Below are 21,016 nucleotides of genomic sequence, written 5' to 3' on the forward strand. Positions count from 1 at the left end.
AAGAAATCCGGAGCAGTTGTAGCGGCGCATTTGGTCTGCGATAGTTCCAATTCCATGCAAAAAATTCCGACCAATTCCTCCCGAACCAAGCCCGAGCTTCCGCTCGATCTCACCGGCCCTCACGTCACGGCCGGCGCTTCCGCCGCGCACCGGCTCTATCAGGCGCTCTGCGAGATGATCGTCTCCGGCCTGGTCAGGCCGGGCGAGCCGCTGCCGCCGTCGCGGACGCTGGCGAGGCAGACCGGCTTCCGCCGCAACGCCGTCGTCACCGCCTATGAGCGCCTGATCGCCGACGGCTTTGCCGACGCAACGGTCGGCTCCGGAACGTTCGTCGCGGCGCGTATCCCCCAGCGCGCGGCCGAGCCGAACAAGCCGAAGGTCGTTCTCGAAGCTCCAAAGCAAGGCGCGTTTGCGCTTGGCTGCACCCATATCGACGAACGCGCCGTGCAGCGCTTTCGCGCTTTCGTCGGCCGCCGCATGCGCGCATTCGGAACCGAGCACCTGCATTACGGCGACCCTCGCGGCAGCCGCGAGCTGCGCGTGGCGATCGCCGACCATCTGTTGTCGGCGCGGGGGCTGCGTTGCGATCCCGACCAGATCATGCTGACCTCGGGCACGCTGCACGCGCTGCGCATCGTGCTGAGCGCGATCCTGAAATCCAGCGACCAGGTCTGGTGCGAGGACCCGGGCTATCCCGCCGCGCGAAAAACCATCGCCCATTGCGGTTATCGCGCCGTGCCCGTCCCGGTGGACGAGCACGGGATGCGCGTCGCCAAAGGCCGCATCGCGGCGCCGTCCGCGCGCGCGGCCTACGTTACGCCGTCGCACCAGTTTCCGCTTGGCGTGCAGATGTCGATGCCGCGACGACTCGAGCTTCTGGACTGGGCCAAACAGGCCGGCGCATTCGTGCTCGAGGACGATTACGACAGCGAGTTCCGCTATGACGGCGCGCCGCTGATGTCACTCGCCGGCATCGATCGCCTCCAGCGCGTGATCTATCTCGGCACCTTTGCCAAGACGCTGTTTCCGGGCTTGCGCATCGGCTATTGCGCGCTGCCCGAACGCCTGATCGCGGACGTGACGACGGCGCGGGCGGCGCTCGACCGCTTTCCCGGCACGCTGATGGAGGGCGCGGTGGCGGACATGCTCAATTCCGGCGCCTTCGCGGCGAATCTGAAGCGCGTGCGGAAACTCTATCGCGAGGCGCGCGACGTGCTCGCCGAGAGGCTGGAAATCGCATCCGGTGGCGCGCTTTCGGTGCCGGTGCCCTCACAAGGCCTGCATCTTGTCGCCCGATTCGATCCTGCCGTCGATCCGGCGGTGGCGGCGCATGCCAAGCAAGCGGCCGACGCCGAAGGCTGGCTATTGGCCGACACCTATTCGCGCGGGCGTCCCCTGCCCGGCTTCGTGCTGGGATTTTCTGGACATCCCGTGCCGCAGCTCGTGGCCTCCGCCGAACGTCTCGCGAGGGAATCGCGCGCAGCCTTGGCCGCAAAAGGAAAACCGGCCCGCCGGGCCTGACGAAGCTTCACTATCAGAATCGCCCGCCGCTCCCTAGATTGCGGCATCGATTCCGGGACCTCACATCATGCTGCTGCGCCACACGACCTGCCTCTCGCTGCTGATCTCCATCGCACTTGTCTCGACGGCACGCGCTGCCACAGTCGGACGCGAGCAGGACATCGGCGATCTGAAGCTCGGCCAGCGCGTGCTCGTGGATGACGGAACCTGCCCCGCCGGTCAGCTCAGGGAAGTGCGCGGCGCGAAGATGACCGACAAAGGAGTCTCGCGCACGAGCTCCTGCGTGCCGCGGCACGGACCGAAAACGAAGTAAGGATCCGGGAAGCTACTTCGCCGGATCGAACATGCACTGGAGGGTCGGTTTGGCGATCTTCGTGAAGGTCGGGCCGATCTCGCTGTGCTTGGAGGCCGGTAGCCAATCGGTCTCGATGGTGGGCACGCCGGTCTCGCTGATGCCGCGCAGCAGCGCTTCGCGCAGATCGCGATCCTCGACGGCCGCGGCGGCGTGATCGTGCAGGCAGCCGCAGACCGCTTCCGGATGCTCCCATCGCCCGAGCATGCGCGGCGCACACTGGCGCACGAACTCGCCACGCGGATCGGGTAGCCTGGACGGTGAGCGGACCTGCGCCTGAACGGAGCTGATGGTCAGAAGGGACACGAACGCTGCGGCGCAGAGACGAAGCAACATGATAGGCTTTGCCGGCTGTTTTGTTGTGGGCGGTCAGAAGCGCGCGGCAACCATGATCGGCTGAGCGGCCGGAACCGCAACGGGCGAGCCGCTGTACTGGAAAGTTCCGACTCCAGGGAGATTGCCGTCGGGCACACCCGCCAACGAGGAGCCGGCGAGCACGAAACCGAAAGCCAGGATGAAGCTGAGCGCGCGCATGATCTGTGTCCCAATTCGGTGGCCGGCGGTGCGCCGTCGTCGTTATGAGCCTGATAACCATGGGCGGTTTCGCGCGTGATGCGCGAAACGCTGAAAATGGTTTCGTCTTCGTGAGAATTGTTTCGTTCTGGCCGCGGCGACGAAACAATTCTCGGAAAATGCCAATTATTTCAGACAGGTCTCGCGGCAGGCCATAGTCGCCTGCCAAGTTCCGGCGCCGGCCCGGACATGCACCCGCCCAAGCGTCGTCACGCGGCCGCCGCGCGCGCTTCACATGCATTTTACGTTTTTCTGCTGAAAGGGCGGCAAAAGAAGGCTGGATCCTGTCGAACCGGAATTGGTTCAACAACGACCCAAGCCATCGAAACCGAGACGCCCGGATCATCGGGCGCATTCACGTGAGGGATGGCCATGATGGCGGGAAATCGCGCAACGCCGCGCGATGAAAATCCACCGACGGAGCGCGCAGATCAACCGATCATTCGCGGCAGCACCGGCGCAATGGCGCTGCAATCGAGCCGCGGCTTCGAGGCCGCGCCGCAGACATTCGTGCGGCTGACCGGATCGCGCCTTGCGAGGCCGCGCGATCGCCACCGGGTGACCGCGAGCGCGTCGCAGGAGTGAACGCGGAGCGCCTCATTGCGTGAAGAACTCGCCGCACTTCTGGACGTTTGCGTCCGCCGGTCCCCACGGCATGATCGGCACGGTCGACGTCGAGTTCTTGGGCGAGCCTTCAATCAGCTTGTCTGAATAAACCATGTAGACCAGCACGTTGCGCTTGGCGTCGCAGCCGCGCACGATCTGCATCTTTTTGAAGAACAGGGACCGGCGCTGGCGGAACATGTCGTCGCCCTGCTCCATCTTGTGCTTGAACTTAACCGGACCGACCTGGCGGCAGGCCAGCGAGATATCCGAGACCTCCTCGGCAAGGCCGAGCCAGCCTTTGAAGCCGCCCTTCTCCGGCACCGTGAAATGACAGGCGACGCCTTCGACTTCGGGATCGTCGAGACCATAGGTCGCGAGCTTGTCGTTCGGGCTCATCCATTTGAACACGGTAGAGCGGCGGAAGATCAGATCAGGTTCGTCGGCCGCAGATGCCGACGCCATTGGCGCAGTCAGAGCCAGGAGGAATAAAGCGAGGCCCTTCAGACGGATGCTCGAAAGACCGGGGAAACGAGATGACATGAAGTTCTCCGCTAACAAGTCCCCGCAATGTAGGAACGCAAGCGGCGCTCAGGAAGGCGGCGGAGGGAGCGGACGCGGCCGCCGTTTACCGCTCCGTGAGGCTTTTTTGCTACGCCTTGGACAAAAGTAGCTGATGACAGAACCGCGCTGCTGGTGAACGCGTATCCCCTTTGCGAGACTAACGTCTGATTTGGATTATGGATTCGAACATGAACAGCGTGAACGGGTGGGGTTCTTCTGCCAAGCCTGCACGGCTGTGGCAGGTCGCCATTTTGACGGCGGCGGGTGCGATCGGCGCGACCAGCGAGGCGAACGCAGCATTTTATTACTGGACGGACTATTCCGACCGGCCCTACTACGCCCGGCCGAACCGGCTTCCCGAAATACCGCGCCAGAAGCCGCAAAAGCGCGGCGCCGCAAGCAAGAAGGACGTCGTCGTCGAGAAGGAAGCCGGCACCAAGCCGCAAGGGCCGCTCGTCATTGTCGTCTCGATCGAGCGGCAGAAGGTGACGGTCTACGACAAAGCCGGTGTGTTCGCGGAATCACCGGTGTCGACGGGCATGAAGGGCCACTCGACGCCGATGGGCGTGTTCAGCATCATCCAGAAGCACAAATTCCACCGTTCCAACCTCTATAGCGGCGCGCCGATGCCGTACATGCAGCGGATCACCTGGTCCGGCGTCGCGATGCATGCTGGCGCGCTGCCGGGCTATCCGGCCTCGCATGGCTGCATCCGCATGCCCATGGCGTTCGCGATGAAGATGTGGAACTGGACCAGGATGGGCGCGCGCGTGATCGTGGCGCCGGGCCAGGTGTCGCCGCAAAGCTTCTCCCATCCCGCGCTTGCCTCGATGCGCGTGCCGCCGCAGCCCGTCGCCAGCCTCGCGCCGCAGACCAATGTCGCTGACAAGGCCGATAAAGGCACGACCGAAGCCAGCCCGGTCGAGACCAAGACGGCCAGCGCCGACAGCGTGGTCGAGCTGCGCACCTCGGTAGGCCACGCCGTGTTGTCGGACGTTACCACCGGCCAAGCGGCTGCGCGCGAGGAAGCCGCCGCGACGGCCGGCGAGGTCAAGACGGCCGAAGCGGCCAAGCCTGCGTCCGAAGACGCCGCCAAGCCGGCGAACGAGAACAAGCCCGCCGACAAAGTCGAGCCGGTCAAAACCGAAGCCGCGAAGGCACCCGATGCGCCGGCGCTCGCCACCGCACCCGATGCAAAGAAGGACGAGGGCCGCCTCACCGATCCTGCGCCGGCGGCAAAGCCGGACACACCCAAGCGGGCCGGCCAGATTGCCGTCTTCATCAGCCGCAAGGATTCCAAGCTCTATGTGCGGCAGAATTTTGCGCCGCTGTTCGAGGTGCCTGTCACGATCGCCGCGAGCGACCGGCCGCTCGGCACGCATGTCTTCACCGCCGAGCTCGACAAAGCCGATGCCAACACGCTGCGCTGGTCGGTGGTGTCGCTGCCCGTGTCCGCCCGTTCCGCGGCGCGCGAGGACGACAGCCGCGTGGCGCGCCGCCAGCGCGGTGCCGCCGTGATCCCCGTCGCCGCAAAACCGGTGGTGACGCCGGACAGCCCGGCCGAAGCCCTCAACCGCATCTCGGTCCCCACTGAGACCATGGCGAAGATCAACGAGATGCTGACGTCAGGCGGCTCGATCATCGTCTCCGACCAGGGCATCAACCAGGGCGAGACCGGCGAAGGCACCGACTTCATCGTCCGCCTGTACTAGCTCTCTCGCAGGACCGATAACGCGGTGTTGACGCGCGAGGCCGCAGTGGCGGAGTAATCTGCCCTCGGATCATCTCGGGGGACGCCGTCATGATGAATCGCAGAACCGTGCTGAGCGTCGCGCTTGTGGGCGCGTTCGCGCCTGTCACGCGCGCCCTCGCTGATGGCGCCATGAGCCGGATCTCGGCCTACGCCTTCTCCTTCCCCGCATTGTCAGGCGACGACATCCGCCTCGCCACGTTCACCGGCAAACCGCTGCTGGTGGTGAACACGGCCTCGCTCTGTGGCTACACGCCGCAATATGCCGGCCTGCAGGAGATCTGGAACGAGTTTCGCGGGCGCGGGCTCACCGTGATCGGCGTGCCGTCCAACGATTTCGGTGGCCAGGAGCCCGGTGGCGGCAGCGAGATCACGCAGACCGCACACCACCAATATGGCGTTACCTTCCCGATCACAGCCAAGGCTGCGGTGGTCGGTGCGAGGGCGCATCCCTTCTACAAATGGGCCGCGGAGGCCCGACCGAAGGAAGTTCCGCGCTGGAACTTCCACAAATACCTGATCGGCCGCGACGGCTATATCGCCGAGGTATTTCCATCCGCCGTCGAGCCGGCCGACACGCGGATCAAGACCGCCATTGCAAGGGCCTTGTCCGACACTTGATCCAGGTGCACGCCATCCGGCTGGGCACAATTGCGGCGCGGCATCAAACAGCCGTTGCAATGGCGACGGCCCACCATCTAGGCTAGGATTGTTTTGGGCAGGACGGTTTTTGCCGCAGGCGAAAAGCCACGGCGGAACAACGGGATCAATCTCGAGGGACATCACCATGCGCGTGGCGGCAGGACTGATTTTAGCAGGTGCGATGTCGGTGGCGCTGACCGGCGCCGCATGGTCGCAGACGCCGGCCGCGAAGCCCGCGGCCGCACCGCAAGCCGCGCCGGCGGCAACACCAGCGGCTGCAACGTCCCCTGCAGCTCCAGCGCCTGCAGCAGCGGCCGCGGCGCCGGCGGGCTTCGTCAATCCGCCCCCGCCGAAACAGCCGCCGCAGCCGGCCCGCGCGGCCTGCAACACACCGGGCGCGCTCGGCGTCGCCCGCACCGTCGAGATCGACACCACGGGCGGTCCCGGCTTCGGCTTCGAGCACTTCAAGGAGCTCGACTTCCTGCGTGACAAGGAGGTCGTGCTGACCTTCGACGACGGCCCCTGGCCGCGCAACACGCCCGCGGTGCTGAAGGCGCTCGCGGACGAATGCACCACCGGAATCTTCTTCATCATCGGCAAGCACGCGACGTACGAGCCGGAGATCCTCAAGCAGGTCTACGCAGCCGGCCACACCATCGGCGCCCACACCTGGTCGCACGCGAACCTCAACAACAAGAAGCTCAACGAAGCGCAGCGCAAGGACGAGATCGAGAAAGGCTTTGCGGCGGTGAAGTGGGCGCTCGGCGGCATCTCGCCCGCGCCGTTCTTCCGCTTCCCGGCGCTGCAGCATCCGCCGGAGATGGTCACCTATCTCGGCAACCGCAATGTCGCGAGCTTCTCCTGCGACATCGACTCGTTCGACTTCAAGGCTTCCAAGCCCGAGAAGATCGTCGAGACCGTGATGAAGAAGCTCGACTCCAAGGGCAAGGGCATCATCCTGATGCACGACTTCCAGAAGCACACCGCGGAGGCCCTGCCCGAGCTGCTTAAGCGGCTGAAGGCCGGCGGCTACAAGGTGGTAGCGATGCGCGCCAAGTTCCCGGCCTCGACGCTGCCGGAGTACGACCAGGAGCTGCTCAAGGATCTCAAGCTGCCGACGGTGAGCCAGCGCCCGGTCAATTCGGTGGTGACCACCGTTTCCGAATAGCCGTCGCAATTGTCTTTCCGTATCGAAGGCTACGTCATCGTCTCCGCGGACGGCATGCTCGCCGATCCGTCGCACATCATGCCTGAGACGTTGAAATTCGAAGGCGACAAGCGGTTCTTCGAGCAGGCGCTCGATCGCGCCGCGCTGATCGTGCACGGCCGCAACTCGCACGAGCAGCAGCCGAATTCGGCCAGGCGGAAGCGGCTGATCCTAACCCGCAAAATCAGGGACCTCACCGTCGATCCGGAGATGCCGAACGCGACGCTGTGGAATCCTGAGCATGCGAGCTTCGAGGAAGCCTGCGCCTTCGCCGACGTCGCATCCGGCATGGTCGCCGTCATCGGCGGACCGGTCGTGTTCGACCTGTTCATGGACCGCTACGACACGTTCTGGCTGTCTGAGGCTCCGCATGTGCGGCTGCCCGGCGGTGAAGGCTGCTTCGTCGGCGTACCCCAGCGGACGCCTCACGAGGTGCTGGCTGCCCACGGGATGAGGCCGGGTGCGCCCTACCTCCTCGACGCGGCGCATGAAGTGACCGTGACCCCGTGGCGGCGGGGGTAGCCTGCCGGCAGTGCCGGCGGCGCTCCGACTCAAACTGGAAAAACAACCCCATGCACAGTACCGGCAACATCATACCGTTCCGCATATTTCTGGTGTGCCGTGCTAAAATTGGTCCCGCCGCCGGCCAGCGCAAAGCCGGCTAGCATATTTGCCGAGACCCGAAAATCGGCCCCGACGGCGGTCGTGGCGCTATAGCCAACGTCCGAGGCGCGGCGTCAATACGAGCGGGCGGCTGCGACACACCGCATCAATAGACTGAGACAAAAGAGCAAAAACTAACCCACGGCCAGAATGAGCGACGACTGCACGACGACTAGTCCGACGGACGCTTCCGGATTGAATGACGATGTCGCCCCTATATCGTCCCTGCTGCCGGCATTCGGCTTCAGCGCCGATCAGATGGAGACGGAGGCAAACATCGCAGCGTGGCGGGAAGCCGTCGCCACGCTGTTCGAGGTGGACGAGCTCGCCGCCGGCGAACCGGGCCCGTTTCGCGCCGACCTCAGCTCCTACGCCATGGGACCGGTGCTGATCGGGCTGAGCCGTGCCAGCGGCCAGCGCTTCCGCCGGACGGCCGAAACGATCGCGCGCAGCGGCGTCGACCACATCATCCTGCAGCTCTATCTGAAGGGCGGCTATGACGGCGTTGCCGGCACACGGCCGATGCGCGTGCGCGCCGGCGACATCTGCCTGTTCGATCTCGCCCAGACGCTGGAGACCAAGGCGACGGCATTCGAGAATGTCACGCTGGTGGTGCCGCGCCCGATGTTCGCCGCCCATCTCTTGCGGGTCGACGATCTGCACGGCCTGGTCCTGCCGGGCAGCAGCGTGATCGCACGATTGCTGGCGGGGCATCTCACCGCCCTGTTCGAATTTGCCCCGCGCATGGGCCTCGACGAATGCCAATCCGTGGTCGAGGGCACGGTGTCGCTGCTGGCCGCGTGCCTTCGCAACGAAATCGAACGTGGCGAGGCCGATGCCGACCATAGCGTCGCGGCAAGCCCGTCCTTGATGCGGATCCGCCAATACATCGAGGCTGGCCTTGCCAGCGAGGATCTGTCGGCCAATTCGATCGCCGCCCATTTCGGCCTGTCCCGGGCCTCGCTGTACCGGCTGTTCGCGCCGGTCGGCGGCATCGCCGACTACATCCGCAGCCGCCGGCTGCACCGCGCCTTCTTCGACCTCGCCAATTCGGGCGCGCGGGGCCCCCGGATCAGCGAGGTGGCACGGCGCTGGCAGCTCGGCACCGACGCGCACTTCACGCGCTCGTTCAAGGCCTCCTACGGCATCACGCCCCGCGCCGCACGGGAGGCCGCCCTGCTCGGCCGACAGCGCGGCAGCGATGGAGCGAGCAGCGCGACGATTTCCCGCTGGATGCGCGAGATCGCGCCGCCGAGAGCGGAGTGACCGCTAGACGTCGCCGTAGGCCGCCTCGGCCGGGCGCGTGGTGCGGCCATAGCCGATGATCATGCAGAGCGCGCCGATGATCGAGAGGTTCTTGAGCGCGTCGACCAGCATCTTGGCGTTGTCGGGCGCCGCCATGTTCCAGAAATCGTAGAACAGGACGGTCGCGACGGCGACGTAAACGATCAGCAGCATCGCGAAGAAACGCGCGCCGAAATTCAGCGCGATCATCAGCCCTGCGATGATCTCGAGCCCCCCGATCGCGATCGCCAAGAGCTGCGGCGTGGTCATGGCGGTCGCCGTCTCGACCTGCTGGGCATAAGGCGCGACGACATCGGGCACCACGAGCTTGGTTGCGATGACGTCGGCGGTGGCCTGGATGGCAAACAGCTTGGTCGCGCCCGTGTAGATGAACAGCACGGCGAACAGGATTCGCCCGAAAGTCACGAACGCTGGCATGATCGGCCTCTTGGCAAGCTCGGAGCGCAGAACGCTTGAAGAGATTATGGAGAGTCGTGCGCCAGTTTACAAACGGGGAAATGGCGAACTGATAGGAATTCAAAGTTGGCGCTCCCTAGCGGAATCGAACCAGCTGGGATGAGCTGAGTACTACTCTCTCGGCGTCATGGCCGGGCTTGACCCGGCCATCCACGAGCTGTCCCACCGCACAAAGAACGTGGATGCCCGGGACAAGCCCGGGCATGACGACTTCGAGGGACGTTGAGGCCTTACGTAAACAACGTCGGCTGCTGCCGCGAGGCGCGTTCCTGCGCTTCCACCACGGCGACTGCGGTCATGTTGAGGATGCCGCGTGCCGTCACCGAGGGGGTGAGGATATGCGCGGGCCGCGCCGGGCCGACCAGGATCGGGCCGACGGGCAGCGCGTCCGCCAGCGACTTGATCATCTGATAGGCGACGTTGGCGGTATCCAGGGTCGGCATGATCAGGATGTTGGCCTCGCCCTCCAGCTTGGAATGCGGCAGCACCATCCTTCGCGCAGCTGCGGAGAGTGCGGTGTCGCCCTGCATTTCGCCGTCGGCCTCGATCTCCGGATGCCTATCCTTCAGAAGCTGGGTCGCCAGCCGCATCTTGCGTGAGGAATCGGTGTCGTAACTGCCGAAATCCGAGTGCGAGATGAAGGCGATCTTCGGCTTGATGTTGAAGCGCTGGACGTGGACCGCGGCGAGCGATGCGATCTCGGCGAGCTCCTCCGCGCTCGGATTGGGGCGAACCTGCGTGTCGGCGATGAAGAAGGCGCCCTTGCTGGTGATCAATAGCGCCAGCGCCGCATAGTCGCTGATCCCCGGCGAGAATCCGATGATCTCGCGGACATGGCGCAGATGGCTCATGTAGCGGCCCTCGACGCCGCAGAGCATGGCGTCCGCCTCCCCGCGCGTGACCGCGAGCGCGGCGATCACCGTATTGTTGGTGCGCACCACGGTGCGAGCCGCATCCGGCGTCACGCCGCGGCGACCGGCGACCTCGACATAGGACTGCACGTAGGAACGGTAGCGCGGATCGTCCTCGGGATTGACGAGGTCGAAATCCTTGCCGGCCCGGATCGAGAGGCCGAAGCGCTTGATGCGCGCCTCCACGACCGACGGACGGCCGACCAGGATCGGCCGAGCCAGCTTTTCCTCCAGCACGACTTGCGTGGCGCGCAGCACGCGCTCGTCCTCGCCTTCGGCATAGATCACGCGCACCGGCTGGGTCTTGGCCTTGGCGAACATCGGCTTCATGACGAGGCCGGAGCGGAAGGCGAAGCGCTCGAGCAGCGCGGTGTATTCGTCGAAATTGGTGATGGGGCGCGTTGCGACGCCCGATTCCATCGCCGCCTTCGCCACGGCCGGCGCGATGCGCAAGATCAACCTGGGATCAAAGGGGCTCGGGATCAGCGAGCCCGGACCGAAGCCCTGCGTCTCGCCGGTGTCGAAACCCTGCGCGACGGCATCCGACGGCGCCTCGCGCGCGAGCTGCGCGATGGCCTCGACGGCGGCCTGCTTCATCTCCTCGTTGATCGCGGTGGCGCCGACGTCGAGCGCCCCACGGAAGATGAAGGGAAAACAGAGGACGTTGTTGACTTGGTTCGGGTAGTCGGAACGGCCGGTGCAGATCATGGCGTCGGGGCGCGCCTTGCGCGCCTCTTCCGGCATGATTTCCGGCACCGGATTGGCGAGCGCCATGATCAGGGGCTTGTCGCCCATCGCCTTGGCCATCTCCGGCTTGAGCACGCCGGGTGCCGAGAGTCCGATGAAGATGTCGGCGCCGCCGATCACGTCGGCGAGCGTGCGCTTGTCGGTCTTCTGCGCATAGACCGCCTTCCAGCGGTCCATCGAGGTGTTGCGGCCCTCGTGCACGAGGCCGTCGATGTCGCAGACCCAGATGTTCTTGCGCTGCGCGCCCATCGAGACCAGGAGATTGAGTGTCGCAATCGCCGCGGCCCCTGCCCCCGACGCGACGATCTTGACCTCGGACAGCTTCTTGCCGTTCAGCCTCAGACCATTGGTGATGGCGGCGGCGACGATGATCGCAGTGCCGTGCTGGTCGTCGTGGAAGACCGGAATCTTCATGCGCTCCTTCAAGCGCGCTTCGATCTCGAAGCATTCCGGTCCGCGGATGTCCTCCAGATTGATGCCGCCGAAGGTCGGCTCCAGCGCGGCCACGGTCTCGACCACACGGTCGATGGTGTCGGCGGCGATCTCGATGTCGAACACGTCGATGCCGGCGAATTTCTTGAACAGGACCGCCTTGCCTTCCATCACCGGCTTGGAAGCCAGCGGACCGATATTGCCTAGGCCGAGCACCGCGGTGCCGTTGGAGACCACGGCAACCAGGTTGGCGCGCGTGGTGAGCGTGGCCGCCTCGGCCGGGTTCTTGGCGATCTCGGTGCAGGCCGCGGCGACGCCCGGCGAATAGGCCAGCGCGAGGTCGCGCTGGTTGGCAAGCGGCTTGCTTGCCTGGATCTCGAGCTTTCCAGGGCGCGGCAGACGGTGGTAGGCAAGCGCCGCCTGGTGGAGATCATCAGAATAGGACGACATGCGGTGTCTCGCCTCGCGTTACCGGCCTCAAAAATGCACGATTCGACGGCCCAAGCGGACCGTATTTCCGGGTCATGGAAACGGGATGAAGCACGGCCGAAGGCCCGGTGGCAACATCCGATTGCATCCCCGTCAACAGGGCGCGCCGTCAAATATTTGAAACCATAGCTTTCTCTGGACCGCGCGGCGTTTCGCGAATATGGCAGGTTGCGCGGTGCGAAACGAGCAACTGGAGCTGGGAATGAAGCGAATCCTGATCGGCCTGATCGTGGCTGCCGCGCTCGCTGCGGGAGGGTGGTTCGGCTTCAACCTCTATGTCCAGCATCGGGCGACCAGCGAGGTCGAGGCGGCGTTCGAGCGTCTCCGCGCAGGCGGCGGCAAGGCGAGCCATGGCAAGATCACGTTCGAGCTCGCGACCCGGACGCTGACGATCGAGGACATTGCAATCATACCAGCCGGCCAGCCGCAAGCGCAGGTCAAGATCGCCGGCATCAAGGGCACCGGCGTTCGCCTGATCGACGATGCCAGCTTCTCGGCCGACAGTATCGACATCGGCGGCTTCGAAGTCGCCCTGGACCAAGTCGGCGCCGCGAAGCTGAAGGCATCCTACAAGATCCCGCAGCTCACTCTGCGGGACTATGCCGGCCCCCTCCGCGGCGGCAATCCACCTGCGGGCGGTACCTTGTTCGACATTTATCGTTATGTGCTCGAACAATACGCGAGCATCACGGCATCATCAGTCGCGGCTCCGACGCTGACGATGACCTTCGACGCGAGCGGCAGCGCCGCTGGAAGCGGCGAAATCACTTATTCCGGGCTGGCGATCCAGAATCTCAAGCGCGGCAAGCTGGAGGCGATGAAGGCCGATCGCGCCGTCTTCACCATCGCCGTGCCGCAGACGGGCAAACCGGACAAGCTGACCGGCGACCTCTCCAACATCATCGTCAACGATTTCGACACGACCGCAATTGCCGCGGCGCTCGCCCCGCTGAAGGCCGGCGACGACAGCTATCACCGCATCTACCGGCAGATCTCGGCGGGCCGCTATGTGCTCAAATCCAGTCAGGGCATGCGGATGGAGATCGACGGGATCAGTTTCGAGGACATCGCGGTGCAGCCCTCCAAATTCCGGCCGGCCGAGATCGTGGCGCTCTTGCCGACCGACCGGTCGGTGGTCGCGACCGCCGCGCAATCGCGCGAGATGATGGAGAAGCTCGCCGAATACTATGAGGGTCTTCGCATTGGTCGGATCGAGATCGGCAAGGCGTCGATGGGCCTTCCGCAAGGAACGGTCAGCATCAAGGCGGTCAGATACCAGGACGGCGAATTTGCGATCGAAGGCGTCGACGCGCCGTCTCCGAAAGGGCCGTTCAAGATGGAGCGCTTCGCGCTGAAATCGTTCAGCGCGGCAAACCTGATGCGATGGGCCGCCGGCATGAGCAGGCACGGCCAGCCGCCCCCGCCCGAAGAGATGCTGGGCCTGTTCCGCGTGCTCGAAGGCGCCGAGATCAAGGGCGTGGCGGCGCCCCACAACACCGCGCGGCAGCCCATCACCGTCGACACGATCCGCCTGAACTGGGGCCAGCTGGTGGGATCGATCCCCAGCAAGGCAAATCTGTTCGTGAAGATGGTCACGCCGACCGATCCCGCCAATCCGGCGCTGCAGCCGCTGATCGTGGCAGGCGTGGACAAGCTCGCGATCGACCTCGATCTCGGTGCGGCCTGGACGGAATCGTCGGGCGCATTCGCGCTCGCCCCCGCCACGCTCGATCTCGGCAACCTCGCCAGGGCGCAGCTGAGCGTGGCCCTCGCCAAGGTGCCGCGCGACCTCTTCACCACGATGGACCCGTCCGAGGCCATGGGTCAACTGGCGCAGGTCGAGACCGGCGCAATCGAGCTCTCCTTGCGCGACCGCGGCGTGGTCGATCTGGTCGTAGCCCAGTTCGCGCGCATGCAGAATGTCAGCCGCGATGCGGCGCGGAGCGCCATCGTCGCGATGATCCGGGCCCAGGGCGAGAAGGTCGCGGCCTCCAATCTCGATGCCAAGGTCGCGGTCGATGCACTCGCCGGCTTCGTCGAGACCTCGGGGCAAACGCTGAGCATCAGGCTGACACCGCTCGGCAATCTGCCGGTACTTCAGCTGATGGATGTCCTCGACCAGGAACCGATCATCGCGCTGGCGCAGTTCAGGATCGAGGCCTCGACGGGGCTGTAGGACTATTATGCTGCGAAAAGGGACGGCAGCTGCCTGGCCAAAATCCCTCCCCGTCATTGCGAGCGAAGCGAAGCAATCCAGAGTCCCTCCGCGGAAAGAATCTGGATTGCTTCGCTTCGCTCGCAATGACGGCTTTGAGAGAGCCGGTCCAATATCAGCCAGATCGCCTCGCGGAGAGTCCCCTCACCCGGATCGCATCTTCGATGCGACATAGCCGAAGCTACGCTTCGGCGTCTCTTTAGAACGGCCGCTGAAGGCGGCCTATGCTCTCCCCCAAGCGGGGAGAGGCGAAGAGCCACTCACTTCTGCGGCAGGTTGACCCGCACATGCAACTCGCGGAGCTGCTTCGTCGTGGCTTCCGACGGAGCGCCCATCAGGAGATCCATGGCCTGCTGGTTCATCGGGAACAGCGAGATCTCGCGCAGATTCGTGGTGCCACAGAGCAGCATCACGATGCGGTCGACGCCGGCGGCCATACCGCCATGCGGCGGCGCGCCGTACTGGAAGGCGCGGTACATGCCGCCGAAGCGGTCGACCACTTCCTGCTCGCCGTAACCTGCGATCTCGAACGCCTTCACCATGGCTTCCGGCACGTGGTTGCGGATGCCGCCCGAGGCGATCTCGTAGCCGTTACAGGTGATGTCGTACTGGAACGCCTTGATGGTCAGCGGATCCTGCGACTTCAGCGCCTCGAGCCCGCCTTGCGGCATCGAGAACGGGTTGTGCGAGAAGTCGACCTTCTTGTCGTCCTCGTTGTACTCGTACATCGGGAAGTCGACGATCCAGGCGAGCTCGAACCGTTCCTTGTCGGTGAGATTCAATTCCTCGCCGACCTTGTTGCGGGCAAGACCTGAGAACTTCCAGAACTTGTCGGGATCACCGGCGACGAAGAAGGCGGCATCGCCTTCCTTGACGCCCAGCTGCGCGCGGATCGCGGCAGTGCGCTCAGGCCCGATGTTGTTCGCGAGGGGACCTGCGCCCTCGCCGCCCTCGCGCCACATGATGTAGCCGAGGCCGGGCTGGCCCTCGCCTTGCGCCCACGAGTTCATGCGGTCGCAGAAAGCGCGGCTGCCGCCGCCAGGCGCCGGGATCGCCCAGACCTGGTTCTTGGGATCTTCGAGCATGCGCGCGAACACCTTGAAGCCGCTCCCGCGGAAATGCTCGGAGACGTCCTGCATCTCGATGGGGTTGCGCAGGTCCGGCTTGTCGCTGCCGTACTTGCGCAACGCCTCGGCGAACGGAATCCGGCGCCAGCCTTTCGTCACGGGCTTGCCCTTGGCAAATTCCTCGAACACGCCGGTGATGACGGGCTCCATCGCCGCGAAGACGTCTTCCTGAGTCACAAAGCTCATCTCGACGTCGAGCTGGTAGAACTCGCCGGGCAGACGGTCGGCGCGCGGGTCCTCGTCGCGGAAGCAGGGCGCGATCTGGAAGTAGCGGTCGAAGCCGCTCATCATCAGCAGCTGCTTATACTGCTGCGGCGCCTGCGGCAGCGCGTAGAATTTTCCCGGATGGATGCGCGACGGGACGAGGAAGTCGCGCGCGCCTTCCGGCGAGGACGCGGTCAGGATCGGCGTGTTGAACTCGAAGAAGCCCTGCCCCTCCATGCGCCGGCGCATCGACTTGATGATCTCGACGCGCGTCATGATGTTCTGGTGCAGTTTTTCGCGACGCAGGTCCAAGAAGCGATATTTGAGCCTAATGTCCTCGGGATATTCCTGGTCGCCGAACACCGGCAGCGGCAGGTCGCCGGCAGGGCCCAGCACCTCGATCTCGCTGATGTAGACCTCGACCTTGCCGGTCGGCAGGTCGTCATTGTCGGTGCCATCGGGGCGGCGGCGGACCTTGCCGTCCATCTTGACCACGAATTCCGAGCGCAGCTTTTCGGCCAGCGAGAACGCCGCCGAGTCCGGATCGACCACGCACTGGGTCAGGCCGTAATGGTCGCGCAGGTCGATGAACAGCACGCCGCCATGGTCGCGGACGCGATGGACCCAGCCGGAGAGGCGGATGGTCTCGCCGATGTTGCTCTCGCGGAGCGCGCCGCATGTGTGTGACCGGTAGCGATGCATGGTCGTCCCAAAATCAATGTCTGAAGGAAGCGAATCGAACGGCCCGTGATGGCCGGTCCGAAGTTGCGGCAGGGTTTACCCGACGAGGACCAAGGCGGCAACCAAGGGAACGCCCTGTTTTGGACCCGAAGGGCCCATTTTTGGCTTATCACAGACCGAGCCTTTGCCATCAGGCGTTCCAGTCCTATCTTGAGCCCATGACGGTCCATTTCCCCTTCCAGAACTCCTATTCGGCGCTGCCGGACAACTTCTTCGCCCGCGTCGCGCCGACCCCGGTGGCCGCCCCTCGGCTGATCAAGCTGAACCGGCCGCTGGCGGTCCAGCTCGGGCTCGATCCTGATCTGCTGGAGACCCCCGAAGGCGCCGAGATCCTGGCCGGCAAGACGGTTCCCGACGGAGCGGATCCGATCGCCATGGCCTATGCCGGGCACCAGTTCGGGCATTTCGTGCCGCAGCTCGGCGATGGCCGCGCCATCCTGCTCGGCGAGGTCATCGACAAAGACGGCGTCCGCCGCGACATCCAGCTCAAGGGCTCGGGCCCCACCCCGTTCTCCCGCCGCGGCGACGGCCGCGCCGCGCTTGGGCCAATCCTGCGCGAATACATTGTCAGCGAGGCCATGCATGCGCTGGGCATTCCCACCACACGCTCGCTCGCCGCGGTCGTTACCGGCGAGCACGTCATCCGCGAGACCGCGCTGCCCGGCGCGGTGCTGACCCGCGTCGCCTCCAGCCACATCCGCGTCGGCACCTTCCAGTTCTTCGCCGTCCGCCGCGACACCGAGGCGATCCGCCGGCTCGCCGATCACGTCATCACGCGCCATTATCCGGACCTGCTCCACGCCGAGCGGCCGTATCACGACCTGCTCGCCGCCGTGGTCGCGCGCCAGGCCGAGCTGATCGCGCGCTGGCTGCTGGTCGGCTTCATTCACGGCGTGATGAACACCGACAACAGCTCGATCTCGGGCGAGACCATCGACTACGGCCCGTGCGCCTTCATGGATTCCTACAATCCTGCCCAGGTGTTCTCCTCGATCGACGAGATGGGCCGCTACGCCTATGCCAACCAGCCGCGCATCGGGTTGTGGAATCTGACGCGCCTTGCCGAATGCCTGCTGCCGCTGTTCTCGGACGAGCAGGAGAAGGCGGTGGCCGAGGCGCAGGATATTCTCGGCGCCTTCTCGGACCAGTTCAGCGCCGCCTATCAGACCGGCCTGCGGCGGAAGGTCGGCCTGTTCACGGAGCGAGACGGCGACGATGCGCTGATCCAGGACCTGCTCGATGCCATGGCCAAGAACCAGGCCGACTTCACCCTCACCTTCCGCAAGCTGGGCGACGCCGCGGCCGATGACGGCGGCGACGTGCGCGCGCAATTCATGGAGGCCGCAGCGTTCGACGAATGGGCCGGCCGCTGGCGCGCACGCCTCGCGCTGGAGCCGCAAGGCCCCGCCGAGCGACAGGCCGCCATGCACGCGGTCAACCCGCTCTTCATCCCGCGCAACCACCGCGTCGAGGCCGTGATCCAGGCCGCGGTGAACGACGACAATTACGCGCGGTTCGAGGAAATGGTGAAGGTGCTGGCGAGGCCGTTCGAGGACCAACCGGAATACGCCGCGTACGCCGACCCGCCGCTGCCGGATCAGCGCGTGCTGCAGACGTTCTGTGGGACGTGAGGCGGGCTCCACCGCGCACCACCATCTCTAATTGATCAACTGCATGGATTGCGCTTTGCGCGGTCCATTCCCGTCCCGCACGCCCTGTGGACACGTCCCGCCCGCGGGAACCGCTGTCATCAAACTGAAACACACGCGCTCTAACCGCCTGTCAGGGTCGTCTTGCCGGAGACGTCCATCCTCCAACGGTCCCGACAAAGCGCGCCATGCCCTTCAAATTCATCCACATCACCGACACGCATCTCGCGAACCCCGGCGCGATGCTCTACGGCCTCGATCCGCGCGCCCGGCTGGACGCGGCGATCGCCGACATCAACAAGCATCAGTTCGACGCTGCGTTCGCGGTCGTGACCGGCGACCTCACCCATTGGGGCGAGGCTGAATCCTACGCCAACTTCGCCGAGGCGATGGCGGCGCTGAAAATTCCGTACATCGCGATGGTCGGCAATCACGACAAGCGCGTCACCTGCCTCGACGCGCTGAAGGCGGCGCCGCGCGATGCCAACGGCTTCGTGCAGGGCACGCGCACCACCGAGCACGGCGTGTTCGTCTTCCTCGACACGCTGGACGAGACCAGCCATGCCGGCGAGATGTGCGCAAGGCGCCTCGGCTGGCTGGCGAGCACGCTCGCGGCCGCTCCCGACGACCAGGAATTCGTCGTGTTCATGCACCATCCGCCCTTTCCGGTCGGCGTCCACGCCATGGACGAGATCGCGCTCAAGCAGAGCGCCGAATTCGCGGAAGTCATCGCGCCCTATCGCGCACGCATCCGCCACCTCTTCTTCGGTCATGTGCACCGGCCGATCTTCGGCAGCTACGGCAAGATCCCGTTCTCGACGCTGCGCGGGACCAACCACCAGGTCTGGTTCGAACTCGACGTCGCGGCCAGCGAGCATCTCGCCAGCCACGAGCCGCCGGCCTATGGCGTCGTGCTGATCGACGACCAGAACGTCGTCGTGCACAGCCACGATTTCCTCGACCAAAGTCTGCGCTTCCCCTTCGAGCCGCCGGCAGGAGTGGACGGCCGCGACTACGCGCTCAATTTCCGGGCGCGATGAGATGAGCCTCGCTGAACCCGCGGCTCTCCCGGTCGCGACGTCGGCGGCACCGCGTCTACACGTCCTGAAACGGTTCACGAGCCGCTTCAAGGCCTCGCTGCCGGCCTATCTGCTGCTCCTGCCCTCGCTGGTCTTCCTCGCGCTGTTCACCTATGGCGCGATGGGGCGCGTGCTGATCGATGCGCTCTATCAGCGTGCGACGCCGAAGGCGCCGGTGCGTTTCGTCGGCTTTGAGAACATCAGCGCGGTGCTCGCCGACCCCGCCTTCGCAGGCGCCGTCTTCAACAATCTGATCTATGCCTTCGGCACGGCGGTGCCGAGCATTGCGCTTGCGCTGTTGTTCGCGCTGGCGCTGTCGCGCACCCATGCGGTGAACAGCGCGCTGCGTGCCGCGCTGTTCCTGCCGGTGCTGATTCCGATGGTCGCGGCATCCGCGCTGTTCCTGTTCATCTTCCTGCCGAATGTCGGCCTGCTCGACTATTACATCGGCCGGCTGCTGCCGGTGCTGCCGAACTGGCTCGGCGATCCCGACATCGCGCTCTATGCGATCATGGTCATCACGATCTGGAAGAATGCCGGCTATTACATGCTGTTCTTCCTCGCCGGCCTCCAGGCCGTGCCCGAGGACGTGATGGAGGCCGCGCATCTCGACGGCGCCGGCCCGTATCGGCGGCTGCGCCACATCATCCTGCCGGAGCTGAAGCCGACCTTCCTGTTCGTCACCGTCATCGCCACGCTGAATGCGGTGACGCAGGTCGACCACGTCTTCGTCATGACCCAGGGCGGGCCGTCGAATGCGACCAACCTCGTGCTGTTCTACATCTACCAGCAGGCGGTCGAGCATTACGACATCGGCAAGGCCTCGGCCGCGACGCTGCTGACGCTGGCCGCACTGATGGCCCTCACCGCACTGTCCTTCCGCACTATGGCGAACCGCGAGGGCGGGCCATGAAGCTGTTTGATACGCTGTGGAAGGACGCCCCGCTCGCCACCCGCGGCGAGATCACGCCCAAGCTTGGTTTTGCGCTGACCGTGCTGCTCGCGGTCGTCTGGCTGATCCCCTTCCTGTGGATGGTCGTCGCGACGCTGCGCCCCGCGTCCGACGGCATCAACGCCATGGCCGAGCTGATGCCGAGCCTCAAGCCGACGCTCGACAACGTCAGGGATGCCTGGGAGATCGGTGACTTCCCGCGCTACACGCTCAATACCACCATCATCTGCACCGGCATCCTCTTGGTGCAGTTCGTCACGATCACGCTGGCCGGCTTTGCCTTCGCGCGTCTGGATTTCGCCGGCAAGACGCCGATCTTCTACCTGTTCCTGATGCAGCTGATGCTGGTGCCGGTGCTGCTGATCGTGCCGAACCTGTCGCTGGTGGCGCAGCTCGGTCTCTATGACACGCTCACCGGCGTGATGATGCCGTTCTTCGCCTCCGCCTTCGGCACCTTCCTGATGCGTCAGGCGTTCGAAGCCATTCCGACCGAGCTGGAGGACGCCGCCCTGATCGACGGCGCCGGTCTGTTCCAGCGCATCCGCCACATCTACGTGCCGCTGTCTATGCCGAGCTTCTCGGCCTTCGCCATCATCTCTGTGACCAGCCACTGGAACGACTTCCTGTGGCCGCTGATGGTGATCAATTCGCCGGACAAGCGCCCGCTCACGATCGGCCTCTCCGTTTTCACCAAGACCGCCGAAGGCACGCAGGCCTGGGGCACGATCGCCGCGGGTACGCTCATGGTGATCGCGCCTCTGCTCGTCGCTTTCCTGATCTTCCAGAAACGCTTCATCAGCTCTTTCGTCACCTCAGGCATCAAATAGGAGATTT

19 protein-coding genes are annotated in these 21,016 nt (G+C 65.1%); 13 read left to right on the forward strand and 6 right to left on the reverse strand.

Translation table 11 applies throughout. The features are described 5' to 3' along the window. Positions 1–54: 54 nt before the first annotated feature. Together pdxR and ACM43_RS36655 are read left to right on the forward strand one after the other, a co-directional pair. Positions 55–1,521 (forward strand): MocR-like pyridoxine biosynthesis transcription factor PdxR, encoded by a 1,467-nt coding sequence (pdxR, locus tag ACM43_RS36650; RefSeq protein ID WP_271546921.1) that lies wholly within the window; start codon positions 55–57, stop codon positions 1,519–1,521. 67 nt (positions 1,522–1,588) lie between these two features. Then, positions 1,589–1,834 (forward strand): DUF6719 family protein, encoded by a 246-nt coding sequence (locus ACM43_RS36655; protein WP_157284631.1) that lies wholly within the window; start codon positions 1,589–1,591, stop codon positions 1,832–1,834. 12 nt (positions 1,835–1,846) lie between these two features. Here ACM43_RS36655 and ACM43_RS36660 read toward each other — a convergent pair whose 3' ends face one another. Both ACM43_RS36660 and ACM43_RS36665 read right to left on the reverse strand, forming a co-directional pair. Next, positions 1,847–2,209: a hypothetical protein gene (locus tag ACM43_RS36660; RefSeq protein WP_271546924.1), complete on the reverse strand. Its 363-nt coding sequence runs from the start codon at positions 2,207–2,209 to the stop codon at positions 1,847–1,849. Positions 2,210–2,242: 33 nt separating this feature from the next. After that, entirely contained in the window at positions 2,243–2,407 is a 165-nt protein-coding gene (locus ACM43_RS36665; protein WP_271546926.1) for a hypothetical protein, read from the reverse strand. A gap of 414 nt (positions 2,408–2,821) precedes the next feature. On the opposite strand from ACM43_RS36665, the gene ACM43_RS36670 reads away from it, so the two are divergent. Further along, positions 2,822–3,031 (forward strand): hypothetical protein, encoded by a 210-nt coding sequence (locus ACM43_RS36670; protein WP_333919955.1) that lies wholly within the window; start codon positions 2,822–2,824, stop codon positions 3,029–3,031. 12 nt (positions 3,032–3,043) lie between these two features. On the opposite strand, the gene ACM43_RS36675 is transcribed toward ACM43_RS36670, so the two are convergent. Next, on the reverse strand, positions 3,044–3,592 hold the full coding sequence (locus tag ACM43_RS36675) for a CreA family protein (RefSeq protein WP_036000425.1): 549 nt from the start codon (positions 3,590–3,592) through the stop codon (positions 3,044–3,046). Positions 3,593–3,801: 209 nt separating this feature from the next. Between ACM43_RS36675 and ACM43_RS36680 the strand changes: the two genes are divergently transcribed. The 5 genes from ACM43_RS36680 (at position 3,802) to ACM43_RS36700 (ending at position 9,141) form a co-directional block, all read left to right on the forward strand. Further along, positions 3,802–5,325, forward strand: coding sequence for a L,D-transpeptidase family protein (locus ACM43_RS36680; RefSeq protein ID WP_271546931.1), 1,524 nt, complete (start codon positions 3,802–3,804; stop codon positions 5,323–5,325). Positions 5,326–5,414: 89 nt separating this feature from the next. Beyond that, on the forward strand, positions 5,415–5,984 hold the full coding sequence (locus tag ACM43_RS36685; RefSeq protein WP_157284626.1) for a glutathione peroxidase: 570 nt from the start codon (positions 5,415–5,417) through the stop codon (positions 5,982–5,984). Between the two features lie 166 nt (positions 5,985–6,150). Continuing rightward, positions 6,151–7,173, forward strand: coding sequence for a polysaccharide deacetylase family protein (locus tag ACM43_RS36690; protein WP_271546933.1), 1,023 nt, complete (start codon positions 6,151–6,153; stop codon positions 7,171–7,173). Positions 7,174–7,182: 9 nt separating this feature from the next. Continuing rightward, positions 7,183–7,734 carry a dihydrofolate reductase gene (locus tag ACM43_RS36695; protein ID WP_193760255.1) on the forward strand — a complete coding sequence of 184 codons (552 nt, stop codon included), beginning with the start codon at positions 7,183–7,185 and terminating at the stop codon, positions 7,732–7,734. Positions 7,735–8,025: 291 nt separating this feature from the next. Beyond that, positions 8,026–9,141 (forward strand): helix-turn-helix domain-containing protein, encoded by a 1,116-nt coding sequence (locus ACM43_RS36700; RefSeq protein ID WP_271546936.1) that lies wholly within the window; start codon positions 8,026–8,028, stop codon positions 9,139–9,141. 3 nt (positions 9,142–9,144) lie between these two features. Here ACM43_RS36700 and ACM43_RS36705 read toward each other — a convergent pair whose 3' ends face one another. Together ACM43_RS36705 and ACM43_RS36710 are read right to left on the reverse strand one after the other, a co-directional pair. Continuing rightward, positions 9,145–9,597, reverse strand: a complete 453-nt coding sequence (locus ACM43_RS36705) for a DoxX family membrane protein (RefSeq protein ID WP_036000486.1) — start codon at positions 9,595–9,597, stop codon at positions 9,145–9,147. A 269-nt stretch (positions 9,598–9,866) separates the two neighbouring features. Then, positions 9,867–12,176, reverse strand: coding sequence for an NADP-dependent malic enzyme (locus tag ACM43_RS36710; RefSeq protein WP_271546939.1), 2,310 nt, complete (start codon positions 12,174–12,176; stop codon positions 9,867–9,869). Positions 12,177–12,417: 241 nt separating this feature from the next. Here ACM43_RS36710 and ACM43_RS36715 point away from each other — a divergent pair, with 241 nt between their 5' ends. Continuing rightward, positions 12,418–14,391: a hypothetical protein gene (locus ACM43_RS36715; RefSeq protein ID WP_271546941.1), complete on the forward strand. Its 1,974-nt coding sequence runs from the start codon at positions 12,418–12,420 to the stop codon at positions 14,389–14,391. Between the two features lie 299 nt (positions 14,392–14,690). Here the strand turns inward: ACM43_RS36715 and aspS are convergent, their stop codons facing one another. Next, positions 14,691–16,463: an aspartate--tRNA ligase gene (gene aspS, locus ACM43_RS36720; RefSeq protein WP_271546943.1), complete on the reverse strand. Its 1,773-nt coding sequence runs from the start codon at positions 16,461–16,463 to the stop codon at positions 14,691–14,693. Positions 16,464–16,660: 197 nt separating this feature from the next. Here aspS and ACM43_RS36725 point away from each other — a divergent pair, with 197 nt between their 5' ends. The 4 genes from ACM43_RS36725 to ACM43_RS36740 all read left to right on the forward strand — a co-directional run bounded on the left by ACM43_RS36725 (position 16,661) and on the right by ACM43_RS36740 (position 21,009). Further along, positions 16,661–18,133, forward strand: coding sequence for a protein adenylyltransferase SelO (locus ACM43_RS36725; protein WP_271546946.1), 1,473 nt, complete (start codon positions 16,661–16,663; stop codon positions 18,131–18,133). Between the two features lie 206 nt (positions 18,134–18,339). After that, positions 18,340–19,191, forward strand: coding sequence for a phosphodiesterase (locus tag ACM43_RS36730; RefSeq protein ID WP_271546948.1), 852 nt, complete (start codon positions 18,340–18,342; stop codon positions 19,189–19,191). A 1-nt stretch (position 19,192) separates the two neighbouring features. Beyond that, a complete protein-coding gene (locus ACM43_RS36735) occupies positions 19,193–20,143 on the forward strand; it encodes a carbohydrate ABC transporter permease (protein ID WP_271546950.1) in 951 nt (316 codons plus the stop codon). Then, positions 20,140–21,009, forward strand: a complete 870-nt coding sequence (locus ACM43_RS36740) for a carbohydrate ABC transporter permease (protein WP_271546952.1) — start codon at positions 20,140–20,142, stop codon at positions 21,007–21,009. Before ACM43_RS36735 ends, ACM43_RS36740 begins: the two co-directional genes overlap by 4 nt. The last annotated feature ends 7 nt before the right edge of the window (positions 21,010–21,016 follow it).

Source organism: Bradyrhizobium sp. CCBAU 45321 (assembly GCF_028128975.1).
In the GTDB taxonomy this organism is placed as follows: domain Bacteria; phylum Pseudomonadota; class Alphaproteobacteria; order Rhizobiales; family Xanthobacteraceae; genus Bradyrhizobium; species Bradyrhizobium yuanmingense.